The sequence below is a fragment of the Nocardia sp. CA-084685 genome (genome assembly GCF_050955785.1).
In the GTDB taxonomy this organism is placed as follows: Bacteria; Actinomycetota; Actinomycetes; order Mycobacteriales; family Mycobacteriaceae; genus Nocardia.
Genome location: NZ_CP192094.1, coordinates 8847236 through 8864994, shown reverse-complemented (window position 1 = coordinate 8864994; position 17759 = coordinate 8847236). Strand labels below are relative to the sequence as shown.

Annotated in this window: 16 protein-coding genes; 3 read left to right on the top strand and 13 right to left on the bottom strand. The window is 65.7% G+C overall.

Annotated elements, in window-relative coordinates:
* The first annotated feature begins 78 nt into the window (after positions 1–78).
* Positions 79–1365: a DUF5933 domain-containing protein gene (locus ACQP2U_RS38960; RefSeq protein ID WP_433716731.1), complete on the top strand. Its 1287-nt coding sequence runs from the start codon at positions 79–81 to the stop codon at positions 1363–1365.
* A 61-nt stretch (positions 1366–1426) separates the two neighbouring features.
* On the opposite strand, the gene mnhG is transcribed toward ACQP2U_RS38960, so the two are convergent.
* The 8 genes from mnhG to ACQP2U_RS38920 all read right to left on the bottom strand — a co-directional run bounded on the left by mnhG (position 1427) and on the right by ACQP2U_RS38920 (position 11428).
* Positions 1427–1759 (bottom strand): monovalent cation/H(+) antiporter subunit G, encoded by a 333-nt coding sequence (gene mnhG, locus ACQP2U_RS38955; RefSeq protein WP_433712163.1) that lies wholly within the window; start codon positions 1757–1759, stop codon positions 1427–1429.
* A complete protein-coding gene (locus ACQP2U_RS38950) occupies positions 1756–2016 on the bottom strand; it encodes a monovalent cation/H+ antiporter complex subunit F (RefSeq protein ID WP_433712161.1) in 261 nt (86 codons plus the stop codon). The genes mnhG and ACQP2U_RS38950 overlap by 4 nt, the downstream gene beginning before the upstream one ends.
* Before the next feature lie 227 nt (positions 2017–2243).
* Positions 2244–2810 (bottom strand): Na+/H+ antiporter subunit E, encoded by a 567-nt coding sequence (locus ACQP2U_RS38945; protein WP_433712159.1) that lies wholly within the window; start codon positions 2808–2810, stop codon positions 2244–2246.
* Positions 2807–4405: a Na+/H+ antiporter subunit D gene (locus ACQP2U_RS38940; RefSeq protein ID WP_433712158.1), complete on the bottom strand. Its 1599-nt coding sequence runs from the start codon at positions 4403–4405 to the stop codon at positions 2807–2809. Before ACQP2U_RS38940 ends, ACQP2U_RS38945 begins: the two co-directional genes overlap by 4 nt.
* Positions 4402–4773 carry a Na(+)/H(+) antiporter subunit C gene (locus ACQP2U_RS38935; RefSeq protein ID WP_433712156.1) on the bottom strand — a complete coding sequence of 124 codons (372 nt, stop codon included), beginning with the start codon at positions 4771–4773 and terminating at the stop codon, positions 4402–4404. Before ACQP2U_RS38935 ends, ACQP2U_RS38940 begins: the two co-directional genes overlap by 4 nt.
* Positions 4770–7631: a Na+/H+ antiporter subunit A gene (locus ACQP2U_RS38930; protein ID WP_433712154.1), complete on the bottom strand. Its 2862-nt coding sequence runs from the start codon at positions 7629–7631 to the stop codon at positions 4770–4772. Before ACQP2U_RS38930 ends, ACQP2U_RS38935 begins: the two co-directional genes overlap by 4 nt.
* A gap of 111 nt (positions 7632–7742) precedes the next feature.
* Positions 7743–9050, bottom strand: coding sequence for a hypothetical protein (locus ACQP2U_RS38925; protein WP_433712153.1), 1308 nt, complete (start codon positions 9048–9050; stop codon positions 7743–7745).
* A gap of 119 nt (positions 9051–9169) precedes the next feature.
* On the bottom strand, positions 9170–11428 hold the full coding sequence (locus ACQP2U_RS38920; protein WP_433712152.1) for an AAA family ATPase: 2259 nt from the start codon (positions 11426–11428) through the stop codon (positions 9170–9172).
* 552 nt (positions 11429–11980) lie between these two features.
* Between ACQP2U_RS38920 and ACQP2U_RS38915 the strand changes: the two genes are divergently transcribed.
* The gene (locus ACQP2U_RS38915) at positions 11981–12598 is read left to right on the top strand and encodes a hypothetical protein (protein ID WP_433712151.1); all 618 of its coding nucleotides are present in this window, start codon (positions 11981–11983) and stop codon (positions 12596–12598) included.
* Between the two features lie 88 nt (positions 12599–12686).
* On the opposite strand, the gene ACQP2U_RS38910 is transcribed toward ACQP2U_RS38915, so the two are convergent.
* From ACQP2U_RS38910 to ACQP2U_RS38890, 5 genes are all read right to left on the bottom strand, one after another.
* Complete coding sequence (locus ACQP2U_RS38910; RefSeq protein WP_433712150.1) at positions 12687–13130, bottom strand: hypothetical protein; 444 nt, start codon at positions 13128–13130, stop codon at positions 12687–12689.
* A gap of 133 nt (positions 13131–13263) precedes the next feature.
* Complete coding sequence (locus ACQP2U_RS38905; protein ID WP_433712149.1) at positions 13264–13617, bottom strand: UBP-type zinc finger domain-containing protein; 354 nt, start codon at positions 13615–13617, stop codon at positions 13264–13266.
* Complete coding sequence (locus ACQP2U_RS38900; RefSeq protein WP_433712148.1) at positions 13617–15119, bottom strand: ATP-binding protein; 1503 nt, start codon at positions 15117–15119, stop codon at positions 13617–13619. Before ACQP2U_RS38900 ends, ACQP2U_RS38905 begins: the two co-directional genes overlap by 1 nt.
* 14 nt (positions 15120–15133) lie before the next feature.
* Positions 15134–16801: an FAD-dependent oxidoreductase gene (locus ACQP2U_RS38895; RefSeq protein WP_433712147.1), complete on the bottom strand. Its 1668-nt coding sequence runs from the start codon at positions 16799–16801 to the stop codon at positions 15134–15136.
* 21 nt (positions 16802–16822) lie between these two features.
* Positions 16823–17008: a hypothetical protein gene (locus tag ACQP2U_RS38890; protein ID WP_433712146.1), complete on the bottom strand. Its 186-nt coding sequence runs from the start codon at positions 17006–17008 to the stop codon at positions 16823–16825.
* A gap of 208 nt (positions 17009–17216) precedes the next feature.
* On the opposite strand from ACQP2U_RS38890, the gene ACQP2U_RS38885 reads away from it, so the two are divergent.
* A complete protein-coding gene (locus ACQP2U_RS38885) occupies positions 17217–17672 on the top strand; it encodes an SRPBCC family protein (RefSeq protein ID WP_433712144.1) in 456 nt (151 codons plus the stop codon).
* Positions 17673–17759: the final 87 nt, after the last annotated feature.

Below are 17759 nucleotides of genomic sequence, written 5' to 3'. Positions count from 1 at the left end.
GTAGCGGAGGGTAACCACGGAGGGACCCGGGAGCGCCGCGAATCGAATACCGAGCGGGCGCGCGTGCCGCGCTCGCGGATCTGGACGGCGGCCGCGATCGCGGCGGTGCCGGTACTGCTCATCGCCCTACAGGCGGGATCGATCGGGCACGATTTCGAGGGGCCGCTCGGCAGTCTGTGGCACGACTACGTCGGCACGCCCAAGTCCATGTCGGTGCCGTGGGCCGGACTCATCCTCGCGCTGGTCGGAATCTCCAAGCGCCGCAGGATAATCACGGTCGGCATTGCGGCGGGTATCGACGTGGTATGGGCGAGTGTTCGACTGCTGAGCGGCGAGTCGTTCGCCATCGGCAACGGGCCGACGCTCGTGCTCACCGGTCTGGCGCTGGTCGCCGGATTCCGCTGGAGCGGGGTGGAGCGCCGCAATGCGCTGCACGCCGCCGCGCTGGGGGCATTGCTGGTGCTGGCCACCAAGGTCGGCGATGTGTGGCTGCACATTACGGTCGTCAGTCGGCCGCAGGTCTACGACGTCTATGTAGCACTGGCCGATCATGCGCTCGGTGATCCGTCCTGGGTGATGGGGCGCGTGGTGGATGCGCTCGGACCGGCCGTCTACGCGGTGCTGCACTGGGTTTACATCGAACTGCCGGTGGCGGCGATCGTCGTCGCGGTGTGGCAGCTGCGTCGGGTGGTATCGACCGGTGTTTGGCCCACGCACTATCTGGTGCGCACCTTCCTGGTGCTCGGACTGATCGGTCCGGTCATCTACGTCATCTTCCCGGTAGTGGGCCCGATGTTCGGCTACGGCGCGGATGGCCATGGCATGCAGGTGGGCAACTTCTGGCCCGGTGTCGTCCCGCCGATCGATCGCAATCCCGCACCGCTGCCATTCGATTCCTTCACGCCACGCAACTGCGTGCCTTCCATGCATACCGCTTGGGCGCTGTCGGTCTTTCTGCACACTCGCAGGGACACCGATGGTTCGCGTGCTCCGCTGTGGCTGCGCTGCCTCGGCGCGTTCTGGTTGGCCGCCACGCTGACGGCGACGCTGGGCTTCGGCTACCACTACGGCGTCGATCTGGTCGCCGGTGCGGTGCTGTGCCTGACGATCGAGTCCGCGCTGCGCGATCCCGAGCGCGGCTGTGGACGGTTCCGGGTGCGGCTGGTGCTGTTCGGTGCGGTGATCCTCGGCGCGCTGTTGCTCTCGTTCCGCTATCTCGCGGTTTCGATGGCCGAATATCCGGTGCTGGCAGGGACTGTGGTGCTCGCGCTGCTGGCCGCGATGGCTGCGGCGTTCCATGCGACGTGGTTCGCCGGGGCTGCGGTGGTTGCGGCGGAAGAGACTCCCGTCGGCGCGCCTCGATAGCCTGAGCATCCGCGGATTCGGCGCGAGAATGGGTGCTGGACCACGCCCGAGGTCCATCGGCTCACAACCTATCGTCGCGAAACTCGTTCACCCGTGATAGCCCGTCACGGTAGCGCTGCTCCCGATACGCCGTTCGGCCGATCAGATGCGCGATTACCGGAGCGGTGAGCAGGGTGAACAGCCCGACCAGCACCAGCAGCCCGATATTGCCGTGGCCGCGCAATTGGATCGCCGCACCCTCCAGAACCAGGATCAGGCCCACCACCTGGGGCTTGGTGGCGGCGTGCATGCGCGAGAGCGTGTCAGGAAAGCGCACGATGGCAATCGATGCGGTCAGCGCGAGTGTCGCGCCGCTCAGGATGAGGACCCCGGAGGCCACGTGCCACAGATTCATATGTCGTCCCGGATGTGGAATCGGGAGACCGCGGCGGAGCCGAGGAAGCCGACCAGTGCCAGCGCGACGATCGCGGGTACGACCGTGGTGTCGTCGCTGTAGGCGGCCCAGACCGCCAAGCCGGAGGCGGCAATGGCCATCAGCGAGTCGATGCCGACGACGCGGTCCTGGATGCTCGGCCCGGCCAGGATGCGATAGCTGACGATCACGGCGGCGGCCATCAGCATGATGCCCGCCACAATCGCGACAACGGTCACGACTCCACCTCGCTGACGCTCGGTTCCGCCGTGACCGGCGGTGCTGTGTTATTGGTTCCCTCGCTTCGCTCGGTCACGACTCCACCTCGCTGACGCTCGGTTCCGCCGTGACCGGCGGTGCTGTGTTATTGGTTCCCTCGCTTCGCTCGGTCACGACTCCACCTCGCTGACGCTCGGTTCCGCCGTGACCGGCGGTGCTGTGTTATTGGTTCCCTCGCTACGCTCGGTCACGGCTCCACCTCCGGAGTTGTTCGGGCCGAACGCCATTCGGTGGGGCGTTCGAACGATGAGATGAGCAGCCGTTCCAGCCGCCGCGTGGTCCGGTAGAACGCGTCGACCGCTTTATCACTGCTCACGTCCAGGACATGCACGTAGAAGACACAGCGCCGCCGGTCGATCTCCAACACCATCGTGCCGGGAATCAGATTGAGCACATCGGCGCACAGCACCAGCACCAGATCCGATCGCATACTCAGATTCACCCGCAGCACACCGGAGACCGGCGGCGGCGCCGGACGGATCGCGAACCAGGCCACCTGCAGACTCGATTCCAGCGCGTAATACGCACTGACGACGATCAATTCGATCAGCGACAGCGGATGTAAGCGCCCCGATACCGGGACGCGCGGCAGCGGCAAGGTCAGCATGATCAGCGCGCCGACGACGAGACCGGCCAGCAGATTGCCCACACTGACTTCGCCCCAGAGCGTCAGCCACACTGCCGTCAGCCACAACAGCACGCCGATGCGCACGGCGGTCGATCGATTCGGGACAAGCCGACGGGGGGCCCTCATCGGCCCTTCGCCTCGGCATGCGAATCGCCCAGCACCGCGCCGACATATACCGCCGGATTGCTCAGATCGTCGGCGGCCCGGTCGGTAATGCGCAGAATCGGACCGGCGAATACGGTCAAGCACAGACCGACCACCACGAGCGCCGCCGTCGAGCCGACCATCAGCACTGGCATGCGGCCCGGATCGGTGCGTTCGTCATAGCGCACATCGGTCGAATCCTCCACCAGCGTTGGTGGTTTCGCCGCAGTGAGATGCCCCTCCGGCGCCTCGACGCGCGGCCGCCAGAATGCCTTGCTCCACACTCGCGCCATGGCATATAGCGTCAGCAGACTGGTTACCACCGAGCCCGCGACCAGCACCCAGGCCAGCACGCTGCCAGCCGCCGCACCCGCCTGCAGCAGTGCGACCTTGCCGATGAATCCCGAGAAGGGCGGTATGCCACCGAGATTCAAGGCGGGCACCAGGAACAGGATCGCAAGCAGCGGACTGGCCGCTGCCAAACCGCCAAGCCGTCGCAGCGATACCGAGCCCGCCTGCCGCTCGATCAATCCGACCACCAGGAACAGCGCCGTCTGCACCAGAATGTGGTGTGCCACATAGAAAACCGCGCCGGAAAGTCCGGCGGCGGTGGAGAGTCCGATGCCGAACACCATGTAGCCGATATGGCTCACCAAGGTGAACGACAGCAGGCGTCGGATATCGCTTTGCGCGATCGCACCGAAGATCCCGACCACCATGGTGAGCAGACCACACACCAGTAGCACATCGTCGAATCCGCCGTCCGGGAACAGCAGCGAGTGCGTCCGGATGATCGCGTACACGCCGACTTTCGTCAGCAGGCCTGCGAAAACCGCGGTTACGGGCGCGGGTGCCGTGGGGTAGGAATCGGGCAACCAGTTCGAGAGCGGAAAGACAGCGGCCTTGATGCCGAAGGCCACCAGCAGCACCGCGTAGACCGACATCCGAATACCATCGGGCACCTGGCCCATCCGCACCGCGAGCTGAGCCAGGTTCAGTGTTCCGGTGGCCGCGTAGGCCAGCGCGATGCCGGTCAAAAAGATGAGCGACGACACCATCGAGACCATCACATACGCGATACCGGCGCGGATCCGGTCCGCGGTCGCGCCGACGGTGAGCAGTACGAACGATGCGGCGAGCAGAACTTCGAAGCCGACGAACAGGTTGAACAGATCACCGGCCAGGAATGCGGCCGAAACACCGGCGGTGAGAACAAGATACGTCGGTCGATAGATCGAGGTCGGCTGGCGATCGTCACCGTCGCGAATATTCTGGCCCGCACCGTAGACCGAGACCGCGAGCAGCACGATCGCCGAGATGAGCAGCATGGCCGCGGATAGCCGGTCGACGACCAGCGTGATGCCGATCGGCGTATTCCAGCCGCCGACCTGTAGCGCGGTGGTTCCGTCGCGATCGACCAGATACAGCAGCGCGGCGCAGATGACCACCACGACCGACAGCACCGCCAGCATGATGAAGCGCTGGATGCGCGGCTGCCGCCCGAACACCAGCGTGCCCGCCGCCCCGAGCAGGGGCACCAGGACCGGTAGCGGCGCGAGCGCGGTCAGCGGAATCAATCCTCGGGATCCTCTCCCTCGCGCCGGGCGGCAACCTCGGCATCCTCGGGATCGTTGTGCACGGTGTCAGTGGTCGTGAGGATGTAGGAGCGATAGGCGAGGGCGAGCACGAAGGCCGCCAGACCCATGGTGATCACGATCGCGGTGAGCACCATGGCCTGGGCGAGCGGATCGGCCATATCCTCACCCTCACCCCGGATGGGTGGTCGACCGCCCCGCCCGCCCGCCGTCAGGATCAGCAGATTGACCGCATTGCCGAACAGAATCATGCCGAGCAGCATTTTCGAGACCGCGCGTTCCAGGATCAGATAGACGCCGCACGCGACGTGAATCCCGATCAGGATCAGCAGGGTCAGATTCGCGCTCACCGGGAACCTCCTCGCACCGAGGCGGATTCGTCTTCGTCGGTGGCCAGCTCGCTGTCCAGGCGCGCGCCCAGGCTGCGCAGCACGTCCAGGACCAACCCGACCACGATGAGATAGACACCGAGATCGAAGAACAATGCGGTGACCACCTTGATATGCCCGATCAGCGGCAGCGTCACTTCCACAATCGCCGATGACAGCGGCGGTGCGCCGAGCAGCAGTGAGGTGCTCGCGGTTCCTGCCGCCAGCGCCAGCCCGCCACCGAGCAGATGCCCCGCGTCGACGGGCAGTGCCTCGCCGAGTTCGTAGGGGCCGCCCGCCAGATAGCGCAACGTCAGCGCGAGTCCGGCGGTCAGCCCACCCGCGAAACCGCCGCCCGGCGCATTGTGGCCGGAGAAGAAGAAGTACACCGACAGCACCATGATGGTCGGGAAGACCAGTCGGGTGGTGACCTGCAGGACCATCGATCTGTCCCGCCGATCCACCAGCCGCCCCGCGGGCAACCAGCTGATCAGTTCCGGATCGTAGTTCGGGGCGTCCGCTGCCCGCGGGGCGCTGCCGAAACGGCGGCTGCGGAATACCAGCGATGCCACACCGGTCGCGGCCACGACGAGTACCGAGATCTCGCCGAGAGTGTCCCAGGCCCGGATATCGACCAGCAGAACGTTGACGGCGTTCTTACCGCCGCCGAATGTGTATGCGGCCTCGGGGATCAGGTGCCAGATGGGTTCGGTGGAGCGGGCGGCGACGGCGAAGGCGGCCAGCGCCGCGACCGTCGCGCCGACCAGTGCGGACAGGATCGCCCGCCGCACTTTGAATGCGGCCGTGCGGCTTTCCTCGATTTCGGCGGGGAAGGCACGCAGCACCAGCATGAAGATCACCAAAGTCAGTGTCTCGACGAGGAATTGGGTCAGCGCAAGATCGGGCGCACCGTGTAGTGCGAAGATCACACCGCAGCCGTAACCGGAGACACCGACGACGAGCACACTGGCCAATCGGTTGCGCAGCACCGTCGCGGCCAGTGCCATGACGGCCATGATCGCGCCGATGACGACCTGAAACGGCGAATCCCACAGGCGCAGGCGAACTCCGGTGCGGGTGCCGATCGCGAGCAGCACTGTCGGCAGCAGGATCAATGTCACCAGGATCGCCGCCTGACTCAGCGGCAGCGAGCCGCGCTGCACCGCACCCGTCATTCGCAGTGACAGCCGGTCCATGGCCCGCAGGGTGGCGTCGTAGGCGCGGTCGGCATTGCCGAGCATGGTCGCGGATTCGCCGATGTGACCGCGCAGCTGGAAAATCACGATGCCAGCGACGATGATCAGGATGGTCAGCGCCAGCGGGAAAGTGAAGCCGTGCCAGAGCGCGAGATGCGAATCGAGCACGCCGGGAAGGGTTTTCGCATAGGGGTTCAGCAGGTCGTCCAGCCATGGCGTGCCGAGACCCGCAACCAAGCTTCCCACCGCGAGCACGGCGGGCGCAGCTGTGAACAGCGCTCCTGGCGCGTGCCACTGGCCGTTTTCCGAACAACCGTGTTCCGCGAGGCGCACCTGCTCGCTACCGGATAGCACCTCTCTATCCGCGAAGGCGCCCCAAATGAACCGAATGCTGTACGCAACGGTCAGCATGGACCCGAGCAGCACACCGACGGCCAACGCGGCCTTGGCCGGTATGGCAAGGACATCGGCATCCAACACCGCGCCCAGCGCACTTTCCTTGCCCACGAACCCGAATAGCGGCGCAATCCCGGCCATGCTGAGCGCCGCCAACACCGCGACCCCGCACAGCACCGGTGCCCGCCGCCCCAGCCCCGACAACTCCCGCAAATCCCGCGTACCGGCCCCGTGGTCGATGATCCCGACCACCATGAACAAACACGCCTTGAACAGCGCATGCGCCACGATCAACGCCGAACCGGCCAGCGCCGCATCCGGCGTACCCAGCCCGACCAGCATGATCAGCAACCCCAGCTGGCTCACCGTCCCGAAGGCGAGCACCAGCTTCAGATCCGTCACCTGCAACGACCGCAACCCGGCGAGCACCATCGACGCCACACCCAGCGTGAGGATCAACGGATGCCAGGCCGGGCTTTCCGCGAATACCGGCGCCAATCGCGCCACCAGATAGACGCCCGCCTTCACCATGGCCGCCGCGTGCAGGTACGCGCTCACCGGTGTCGGCGCCGCCATCGCGCCCGGCAGCCAGAAGTGCAGCGGCACGATCGCCGATTTGCTCAATGCCCCGGCCAGCAGCAGCACCACGGCGACATCCACCGCGATGCCGGATGGGGCCCCGGCGAGTAGATCCGACAGCAGGTAGCTGCCGCTGACCTGACCGAGGATGACGATCCCGACGAGCATCGCCAGCCCGCCCGCCCCGGTCACCAAGAGCGCCTGGATCGCCGCCCGCCTGCTCACCGCCTGTTCGGCATGGTGACCGACCAGCAGGAACGACAACACCGTCGTCATTTCCCAGAACACATAGAGCAGCAACATGTTATCGCTGACGACCAGGCCGAACATGGCCGCGGCGAAGGCGACCAACTGGGCCGCGAACACCAGCAGCGGCGGTTCGTCGTCCTCGAAATACCGTGCGCAATAAGTCAGGATCACCGCACCGACGCCGAGCACCAGCGCGGACATGATCGCGGCGAGCGAATCGAAGCGCAGCTCGATATTCATGTCGATGCTCGACGCCCACCGGACTCGAACCCGCTGTGTGCTACTCCAATTCGCGATCACCCAGCCGAGACAGCCGAACGGGACGAGCGCTAGTACGTAGAAACCGTTGCGCCCCAATGCCCGCACGCACAGCGGTGCCGCGAGTGCGGCTATCACGAGCGCAAGCAGGATTCCGAGCAAACTGCACTCCGTCGGGTAGTTGCGGCGGGGTGATTACCCATGACCTTACTCGGAGCCTGCGACTTTCGTCAGCCGAGCGAATATGGCATATGCCATCTCCAAGCGTATGGGCTATATGTCCGCTAACGATTGGTCGTCGACGGATTGCCCCGGCTTGGGTCGGCTGCGCGGCCGGACTCGGCGCAGCACTATCAACCCGATGGCCGAGCCGCAGGCTATCGCGAGCGCGGTTCGACCGGCCAGGGCTTGATGATCGGCGCCCCCGTTCGGCGGCCATTCGGCGGTGTCGTGCGGCAGTGCGGTGATGATCGATGGCAGATACAGCGCCGAGAGGGCGAGCACCCCACTCGGTGCGTATCGGGGACGCGCGGTGCCACAGCAGTATCCGGCCGTCAGCGCCAGGGCCGCGCTGCCGGCCGCGGTCACGTAGCGATGCTCGTGCGGGGGCTGCACCAGGGCGAATACCACTAGCGCGGTGATCAGCAGGATGGCGATGAAGGTCGAGGGCAGGCGTACCCCGATGAGCAGCCCGACCGCGGTGACCGCGAGCAGCGCGGCGATGCTCCACCCAGGCCGCGGATCCCCGCCGACCGCCTCGGCAGCGGCGACCAGACCGACCGCCAAATACACGCCGGTGCCGTCGCGCCCAGGTAGCAGCATGGCCGCGGCGGTGGCGGCGATGACCGTCGCGGCGACCGCCATCCCGATTTCGACCGCATGACTGACGTTCGGCGCGTGTTGATACTGGCGCGCCAGCCATTCGGTAATGGCCAGGATCACCAGTGCCAGCACCATCGAGGCCAGGATCGGCGTGACCGGAAGTTCGACGGCGATCCCCGGCGGCCGCGATTGCTCGGGCTGGGACCGGTTGCGCAGCGTGCTGATGATCAGCAGTATCACCGCCACGCTGACGAGCCAGCGCGGGGGTGTTTCGAGTGCCGCGTACGGATTGTCGTAGGCGATATCCAACAGTTCCGCGAGATCACCGAAGACGAAGAACCCCGCGGTGCCGATCGCGAATCCGGCCGCCGGACCCGATCGGCGTCGCACCGCCGCGCCCAACGCGCCGAGCAGTACGCCAGCCAGAATCGAATCCAGATAGTTCTGGGTGGTCAGCAGGTCGGCCGAGGAGACATGGCGCCCGGCAATGTGATTGATGTCCATGGCGATCGCACCGAACAGCGCCGCTGTCCACGCCACCAGCGGCTTGTGGAAGGTGATCACCAGCACCGCGACGGCCACCGCCACGATCACCCCGATCGCGGCCCCGCGTGGGACGCTGTTGTTCAGGCTGGCCAACCGATACGGCGAGCTGTCGGCGGTCCATCGGAAGGTGATCGGCAGGAACAGGGCGACGCCGGCGATCACGGCCCCGAAGAAGGCCGTGATCGTATCGATCGCATCGCCGATCTTGCGCACCTCGTCGAACTTACTCGGGCTCGACGCGGGATCCGATGATTGCGCCTATATTGCCCGAATATGTCGGACATGCAGAAAGTCCAGGAAACTCGCAATAGCTGGACGATTGCCGTAAACGGCTATCGGCGACTGTCCGCGTACCGGCGCAGCGACTCGATCTGCTCGGCATCCAGCGACGGACGCACCACCGCCATGGCCGCCGCGACATCCCCGGCGGTGACATCGGCGGCGTCCATATCCCGGCGCATCGCGGTCAATGCGGCCTCGCGCAGCAAGGCACTGCAATCGGCCGCGGAATAGCCGTCCAGGTCGGCGGCGAGCGCGGCCAGGTCGACATCGGCGGCCAGCGGCACCGACTTCCCTGCCGCGCGCAGTATTTCCAGTCGAGCCTGGCCATCCGGCGGCGGCACGAAGATCAGCCGTTCCAATCTGCCGGGGCGAAGCAGTGCGGGATCGATCAGTTCCGGACGGTTCGTCGCCCCGAGCACCACCACGTCACGCAGCGGTTCCACGCCGTCGAGTTCGGTCAGCAGTGCGGCGACTACGCGGTCACCGACGCCGGAGTCGCTGTTGCGTCCGCGTCGCGGCGCGAGCGCGTCCACCTCGTCCAGGAAGATCAGCGAGGGAGCGGAATCGCGTGCGCGCTGGAATAATTCGCGCACCGCGCGCTCGGAGGCGCCAACCCATTTGTCCATCAATTCGGCGCCTTTGACCGCGTGCACGCTGAGCTGACCGGTCCCGGCCAGCGCCCGGATCAGGAAGGTCTTACCGCAGCCCGGCGGACCGTAGAGCAGTACACCGCGCGGCGGGCGAATACCGAGGCGGGCGAACGAATCCGGGTGGCGCAGCGGCCAGAGCACGGTTTCGGTGAGTGCCTCTTTGGTTTCGACCATGTCGCCGACGTCATCGAGGCTGAGGCTGCCGATCGCGAGTTCCTCGGTGCCGGAACGTGATAGCGGCCGGATCACCTCGGTGGCGCCGAGCAGGTCCGGTTGGGTCAACTCCGGTTCCGACTGTTGTTTACTGGCCCGCGAAGCCGCGCGCAACGCCGCCTCGCGGCACAGCGCGGCCAGATCCGAGACCACGAATCCAGGTGTGCGCGAAGCGATCTCGTCTATCTTCAGATCCTTGGTCGGTACCTTGCGCAACAGCTGCTCCAGCAGTGCCTTGCGCACGGCGGCGGTGGGCAGCGCGAGTGCGAGTTCGCGATCGCAGAGATCGGGCGCGCGCAGCCGCGGATCGATACCGGCCGGATGCGCCGTGGTCGCCAGGAGCGCCACGCAGGGTTCGGCGATCGCGGCGCGCAACTGGTCCAGGATCAGCGTGGCGACCGGTTCGGCCGGTGCGGGCAGCAGCGCGTCGATATCGGTGACGAGCAGGATTCCACCTCGCCCGCAACCGATTTCGGATACCGCGGCCGCGACCTCGCGCAACCGCGCACCGCTCTCGGCCGCGCCGACCGTCGGGCCGTCCAATTCGACAATGCGCCGCGGCGCCGCCACCGAACGCGCCAGCGTGGCCTTGCCGACTCCGGCCGGGCCGGTGATCAATACCCCGAGGTGTGGTGTGGCGCCGAGGGCCTTCAGCAGTTCCGGTTCGTCGAGTGCCAGGCTGAGCCACTCCTGGAGTTTCGCGGCCTGACCGTGCGCACCCGCCAGATCCTCGACCGGAATGGCCGACTCGCCGACGGTCGCGGTCCAGCCCGCGCCCGTCCCATTGGTCGCGGACAGCGCCGCTGCCTCGGTGGCCCCGCGCGCGGCCTCACCCGCCGCTGCCGGTAGCCCGGCCGCCGCCCGATCGGCGGAATCCCGGGCCGCCACCGCACTCGCACCCCAGACCACCGCGGTATTCGGCTGCACGCTCACCGGAGCGCGGGCGGGATCGGTCGCGGTTACGGTCAGCAACTCGGTGGTCCAGGCAATACCGAAGGTGCGTGAAAGGGCCTGGGTGGCAGCCGAAGAGCTGATATCCGGGCCGAGATCTCGGGGCAGCAGCGATACCGTGTCACCGACCGTGACCACCTTGCCCAGCAGCGCCTGGCGCAGCGTTGCCGCGGGAATGGTCCTGGTGGCATGTACCGAACCGCTCAGCGAGATCTGTTTGGCGCCGTACACGGTCGCGGGGGAGACCACGACATTCGCGTCCTCGCGCAGTCCCGCATTGGACAATGTCACGTCATCGAGCAGTGCCACCCCCGCCGGTGTGCCCGACGGGGCCTTCCCGACCACCGCGGCGGTGCGCCGTGCCCCGATCAGCGCGATACCGTCCCATTCCCGCAGGCCGAGCGCGGTGAGTGCCTCCGGATGTAACCGGACCACCCCGCGCCTGGCATCCGCGGCGGAGGGATTCAGTCGAGCGGTAAGCGCGAGTTCTGCCACTGTGTCATTCTGCCCGCGTCCGACCCTCGTTGGTCGGCTGACCGTCGGATAGATCGCGGATACGCGGAAAAATCCTCGATGGCGAGTGCCGCCATCCGCCATTTCCGGCCGGCAATCCAAATTGTGAATGTACTCACGGAACCGAAAACGGCCTCGGATCGTCGTCGATTCGCCGATTGGACGTGCAATGCGGCAGGGCACTGTTGACCAGTAATTTCGCATCGGAGACTGGTACGCCTGTCCGAGTCGATTTCAGCAGCCAACGGTCAATCGTGCCGCCGCACCACGGTGACCAGGACCTACGGCTAGGCTGCGATATGACGTGCAACTGTTTCAGAGTTATCAGCTCAGCTCGAGCAAATGCTGGGCGTCTCTCATGTGTCCCGACCGTATCGCAAATCGATCCGCGTAGCTGTGGATAGCTAAACTTCGGCAATTGTTTCGACGATTTCATGACTGACGAACCCCGATGTGCGACAACGAATTCCGCACGCTAACGTTCTGTTCCCGCCCCTGGTCGGGCGGGACAACAAAGTGGAGGGAATTCAAGGAATGAAGTTCGGAAAGATCACTACTGCTGTCTTCATGGCTGTCACCGCGGTGGGGATTACCGCGGCTACCGCCAATGGGCAGCCCGCTGTGGCGACTGAGCAGCCGGCGGCAGTGACCCAGGGGGGCGTGACTTCTGGTGTTGCACACGGAATCAACTACCACACAACGGTTTCCCCAACTGATAAGACCATCACCTGGGCGGTTGACAGCGGCCGCTTCGAGCTGGCCTCGGACGGTGCCGCAGTGCTGCTGAAGTCCGACGACGGCGCGACGGTGGACCAGGTGCCGCTGCACTCCGAGGTCGCGGGACTTCCGATCGCGGTAAGCCAGCAGATCAGCGCGGACGGCCACACTCTCGCGCTGACTTCGACGATGACCCCGGCGGACACCGCGAAGGTGAAGGACATTGCGGGCCTGAAGGACATCAGCTCCTACGACCGGCTCATGGAGCAGGTCAACAAGAACCTGCCCGGCATCGTCATCGGTGCCGTCATCGGGGCTTTCATCCCCTTCCTGTGGATCATCAGCATCCCGGCCGGTGCGCTGATCGGCGGATACGTCATGGGCGGCCAGGAGTTCCTCGACGCCGTGATCGCGTTCGCCACCGGTCAGCCCTGATCATCGCGCCATGAGTAGAACGCGCGTACACAGCGCCTGCCCGCTGTGTACGCGCGTTCTGGGTATGTGCCGTTGATGTCGCGGGCGCCTATTTGTCCTTCTCGACGATCCCGGCGGCCACCGCGACGGGGGTATCGGTGTAGGTGGGGGCCAGGCAGACGAGTTTGGCGGTACCGAGTGCGACATTCGGGCTGCCCTCGAACTCGCTGCCCGGATTCTCCGCGAGCACCTTCTCGATCAGCGACTTCTCCTCGGTGCTGTCCAATTTCTTGAATTCACCGCAGGTGGTGCTCGACGCCGGGCCGAGCGAGGGGTAGTTCGCCGTGGTCTTGGTGGTGGTGGTCGGTGCGTCTGCGGCCGTGGTCGGCGCTGCGCCGGTCGCGGAAGTGGTGCTAACGGGCGTACTGGTGCCCGTCGCGCCCTTGCGCAGACCGTTCGCGTCGGAGCTGGAATCGTCCGAACTGCCACATCCGGCCAGCGCGACGGCCACCGCCCCGGTGGCCAGGGCGATGGCGGTAACTCGCTTGATCACGTGCGTTCCCCGGTAACTCGCGGCGCCGGAGTCTCCGGCGCGTCCGGAGCAGGGTACCGGGTGGGATCGTTCGGTTGTCATGGAGCCCACAGTGCGGGGCGGCCCTTGCGCTTTTCCAAACGATCCCTGATGGTCAGTGGATGTGGCTCTGCCAATCGGCGGGCACCCGGTCCCGCGGTCCTGGCACCGGCTGGTCCACCGGATGATGCGTCGGCGGTGCGAGTTCCGGTCCGCCGCTGTACATCTCCTCGGAGCGGAAGTCGAAGAACCAATCCTCGCCCGGCTCATAGCTCTGAATGAACGGATGTCCGGTGTCCTTGGCGTGTTTGGAGGCGTGCTGCTCCGGCGAAGTGTCGCAGCAGCCGATATGGCCGCACTGTGCGCAGCGCCGCAGATGCACCCACCAGCCCTGGGCCGCTTCACATTCCATACAGCCCGGACCGCTGGGCGCGACCGCGGGATCGATACCCTCCAACTCCTGCGTCATCACTGACCTCCTGCTTTGGCTTCGGATCGCTCGCCGGTTTCCGGCACTTCCTCGGGACGGTGCAGCGGGAGCCAGACCGTGAATCGGGTATTGCCCGGCTCGGAATCGAGTTGGATATCGCCGTGGTGTTTATTCACCACGATTCGGAACGAAATATCCAGGCCCAGACCGGTTCCCTCGCCCACCGGCTTGGTGGTGAAGAACGGTTCGAAGATGCGGCTGCGCACCTCGGCCGGTACCCCTGGCCCGGTATCGCCGATTTCGATGACGGCGCAATCGTTTTCGTGCCTGGTGCCGATGGTGAGGGTGCCTTGGCCGTTCATCGCGTACACCGCGTTATCGATCAGGTTGGTCCACACCTGATTCAATTCCGCCGCGTAGCAGGGCACTTCGGGCAATGTCCGGTCGTACTCCTTGACCACCTTGACGCCGTCGCCGATCTTGCGGCTCAGCATCACCAGCGTGCTGTCGAGCAGTTCGTGGATGTCGACCACCTGGAACGGCGCCCGATCCATCTGCGAATACTGTTTGGCCGCACCGATCAGGGTGGAGATGCGGGTGGTCGAATCGGCGATCTCGTTCATCAGCAACTCGGTCTCGATGGTGTAGTTCAGCCATCGGATCGCGCCCTGGACTACCAGGTCCGGACAGCCCTCCAGGGTGGCCGAAACCCGTTCCAGCCAGTCCACATCGAAACCGGCCTGCACGAAATTCGGGGCCAGGTTCCAGGCGTCCTCGATGCCGTGGTCCTCCAGCCATTCGCTGAGGATGTCCTCGCGCTCGGAGGCCTCCAAGGTGGTCAGCTCCGGCGCCTTGGCGACCTGGGCGGCGGCCTCCTCCTGCAAGCGCACCAGCGCTTCCAGGGATTCGGTATCGAATTTGCCCTGGGCCATCATGGCCAATTTGTGCCGCATGCCCGCGACCCGATCGCGCAGGCCGGAAGTGGCGCGCACCGCGGCGGCGGCCGGATTGTTCAGCTCATGGGTCAGACCCGCCGACAAGGAGCCCAATGCGAGCAGGCGTTCGCGCTGGGCGATCCGCTCGATGTTGCTGCGGTTACCGAAGAATGCGCCCTCGAGCAGGTGCACGGCCATCGGGAACCAGTCGTGCATCATCCGCGCGAAGGCGCCCGCATCCAGTACGAAGAACCGGGACCGACGGGTCACGTACATCGAACCGGTGTAGGTCTGGTCGACCTTGTCGCCGAGATAGGCGGTCCACGCACCCGCGTACGCGCCGCGATAGTCGGTGCGCGACATCTCGATCTCGGTGCCGCCGGAGAGCTTGGTGAGCTGCACCTCGCCCTCGATCATCACGTAGAAGCAGGTGGCCGGATCACCCTCCCGGAAGACCAGTCCCGTTTCGATGATCTCGATGCGGCCATGGGCGCACAGCAACTCCAGCTGTTGGTCGGTGAGCTTCTCGAACAGAAAGAGGCTACGCAGCTCCTCTGGATCGCAGACCAGATGACTGCTGCGCTCCGCTGTCTCCTTCGAATTCATGGTCCAGCCTCCTATCACGCCAGGTACCGATGCACGAGCATGACCGCCATCGCACCCTCGCCGACCGCCGAGGCGACCCGCTTCGCCGAGTCGGCGTGCACGTCACCGGCGACGAAAACGCCGGGGACGCTGGTCTCCAGGTGATGTGGCGGTCTGGGTAGCTCCCAGCCCGCGGGTCTGGTTCCGTCGACGAGCAGATCGGGACCGGCGAGCACATAGCCCGCCTCGTCCCGTTTGACCACGCCATCGAGCCAGTCGGTCTGTGGTGCGGCACCGATGAACAGGAACAACCGTTCGGCCTCGGCTTTTTCTTCCGCACCGGTCCGGTTGTTGCGCAGCACGATCTGCTGCAGGTGATCGTCGCCGTCGGCGGCGATCACCTCGGTATCGGTATGCACCTGGATATTCGGTATCTGCGCGATCTGCTGGATCAGGTAGTGCGACATGGACTTGTCCAGCGAGTCCGCGCGGACCATCAGATGTACCGTGCGCGCGTTGCGGGACAGGAATACCGCCGCCTGGCCCGCGGAATTCGCCCCGCCGACAATGTAGACGTCGTGGTCGGCGCATTCGGAGGCCTCGGTCATGGCCGAGCCGTAATAGACACCGCGCCCGGTGAAGTCGTCTACGCCGGGGGCCGGGTGCCGCCGGTAATCCACACCCGTCGCGATGATCACCGTGTGCGCGCAGAGCCGTCCGCCATCGGCGAACCGCACGGTTCGCGCGGAACCGTTCACCTCGAGCCCGACCACCTCGCGTGTGGTGATCACCTCGGCACCGAACTTCGCGGCCTGCCGCCGCGCCCGATCTGCCAGTTGTGCACCGGACAGCCCGTCCGGGAAGCCCAAATAGTTCTCGATGCGCGAACTCTGGCCCGCCTGGCCGCCGGTCGCCGTGCGCTCGACCAGCACCGTGCGCAGGCCCTCGGAGGCGCCGTAGACGGCCGCGCCGAGTCCGGCGGGTCCACCGCCGACCACGATCAGGTCGTAGAAATCACCGGTCGGATTGGTATTCAGCCCGACGCTTTCGGCCAACTCGCCATCGCTCGGTTGCACCAGCGCCTGCCCGCCGGGGGTGATCACGACCGGACAGATGTTCGGATCGGCGCCAGCGGCCTCCAGCAGCCGTGCGCCTTCCGGCTCCTCGGCCAGGTACCAGCGGTAGGGCAGCTGATTGCGGGCCAGGAATTCGCGCACCTCCGACGATCGCGGGGACCAACGGTTGCCGACCACCTTGGTTTCGGTGACGGGTTTGTGGTCGTTGCTGCGCCAGGCCTCCAGCAGACCGTCGAGCACCGGATAGAGCTTCTCCTCCGGCGGATCCCACGGCTTGAGCAGATAGTGGTCCAGGTCGACGACATTGATCGCGTCGATCGCGGCACTGGTATCGGCGTAGGCGGTCAGCAGTACGCGGCGCGCGTACGGATGCAGGTCCATGGCCTGCTCGAGGAATTCGATGCCGTCCATACCCGGCATCCGATAATCGGCGATCAGCACCGCGACCGGTTGGCCGCGCAGCTTCATCTCACGCAGTGCGTCGAGCGCACCCGCGCCCGACTCCGCGCGCAGAATCCGGTACTCGGCCCCATAGCGGCGGCGCAGGTCGCGTACGACCGCGCGGGAAACGCCCGGATCGTCATCGACGCTGAGGATGGCCGGTTTCGTAGCAGCGGGTGCAGTCACCTATCGAGTATGGAACGCTCGTCAAACGCGATGCTCGCGCACCAAGTCGAGTTCGGTGGGCGTGAGCAGACGCTCGAGTTGTTCGTCTATGGGGTGGACCAAGCGCGGCGTGGAGATGTCTCGAATTGCGGGTGTCTCGGGTGCGATGGCGGGAAGCAGCGGAACCTGATCCAGGTGGCGCCGATGTAAGAGCGAGCGCAGTTTCACGGCCGATCACCTCACGCTTGATGGAAACGCTTGTGGCAGTGTCTGATGCTTCGTCTATCCGACATTGTGCGCGCGCCATTACACGGCCGGGTGATCAAATCGCGAAAAAGTGACACATTTGTCTTCCAACAGCCGCCGACTAGGCTGTTTGCCAAACCGACAAGACGTGCTAGTCGGACATCCGTCACACAGTTCCCCGGAGGCAGCTTTGCCGAAAAATATCGAAGCCACGATCGAGATCGCGGCACCGCCGGAACAGGTCTGGGCCGTTGTCGCCGATCTCGAGCGGATGTCGGAGTTCAGCCCGCAGTGCGTACGGATGCTCGCGCTCGGCACCCCGAAGGCGGGCACCTGGACCATCAACCTCAATACCGACGGCAAGAAGTACTGGCCGACCACCGCACGCATCGTGCGCTATGAGCCCAACCAGGCCTTCGCATTTCGGATCAACGAGAACCGCAGCATCTGGAGCTACACGCTGGAGCCGACCGACACCGGCACCCGGCTGATCGAACGCCGCGATGTGCCCAACGGCACCAGCTGGTTCTCCCGCAAGTCCATCGATGCCGCGATGGGCGGCGAGGCGCTGTTCGAGGAAGAGCTCGAGCGCGGGATGAAAGTGACGCTCGACAAGATCAAGTCCGCGGTCGAGGCGGCCGCATAGGCCTGCGTTGCGTCCACGGCTCGGGCCCGTCAATCGTTGCCCTCGCACACCTTTCGTGCACCTCGCACACCGACTCACCCCACGAAA

Bases quoted from the DNA above. Each gene is read 5' to 3' on its own strand.
- mnhG (WP_433712163.1), bottom strand. From the start codon at position 1,759: ATGAATCTGTGGCACGTGGCCTCCGGGGTCCTCATCCTGAGCGGCGCG.
- ACQP2U_RS38945 (WP_433712159.1), bottom strand. From the start codon at position 2,810: ATGAGGGCCCCCCGTCGGCTTGTCCCGAATCGATCGACCGCCGTGCGC.
- ACQP2U_RS38915 (WP_433712151.1), top strand. From the start codon at position 11,981: ATGAAGTTCGGAAAGATCACTACTGCTGTCTTCATGGCTGTCACCGCG.
- ACQP2U_RS38905 (WP_433712149.1), bottom strand. From the start codon at position 13,617: ATGACGCAGGAGTTGGAGGGTATCGATCCCGCGGTCGCGCCCAGCGGT.
- ACQP2U_RS38900 (WP_433712148.1), bottom strand. From the start codon at position 15,119: ATGAATTCGAAGGAGACAGCGGAGCGCAGCAGTCATCTGGTCTGCGAT.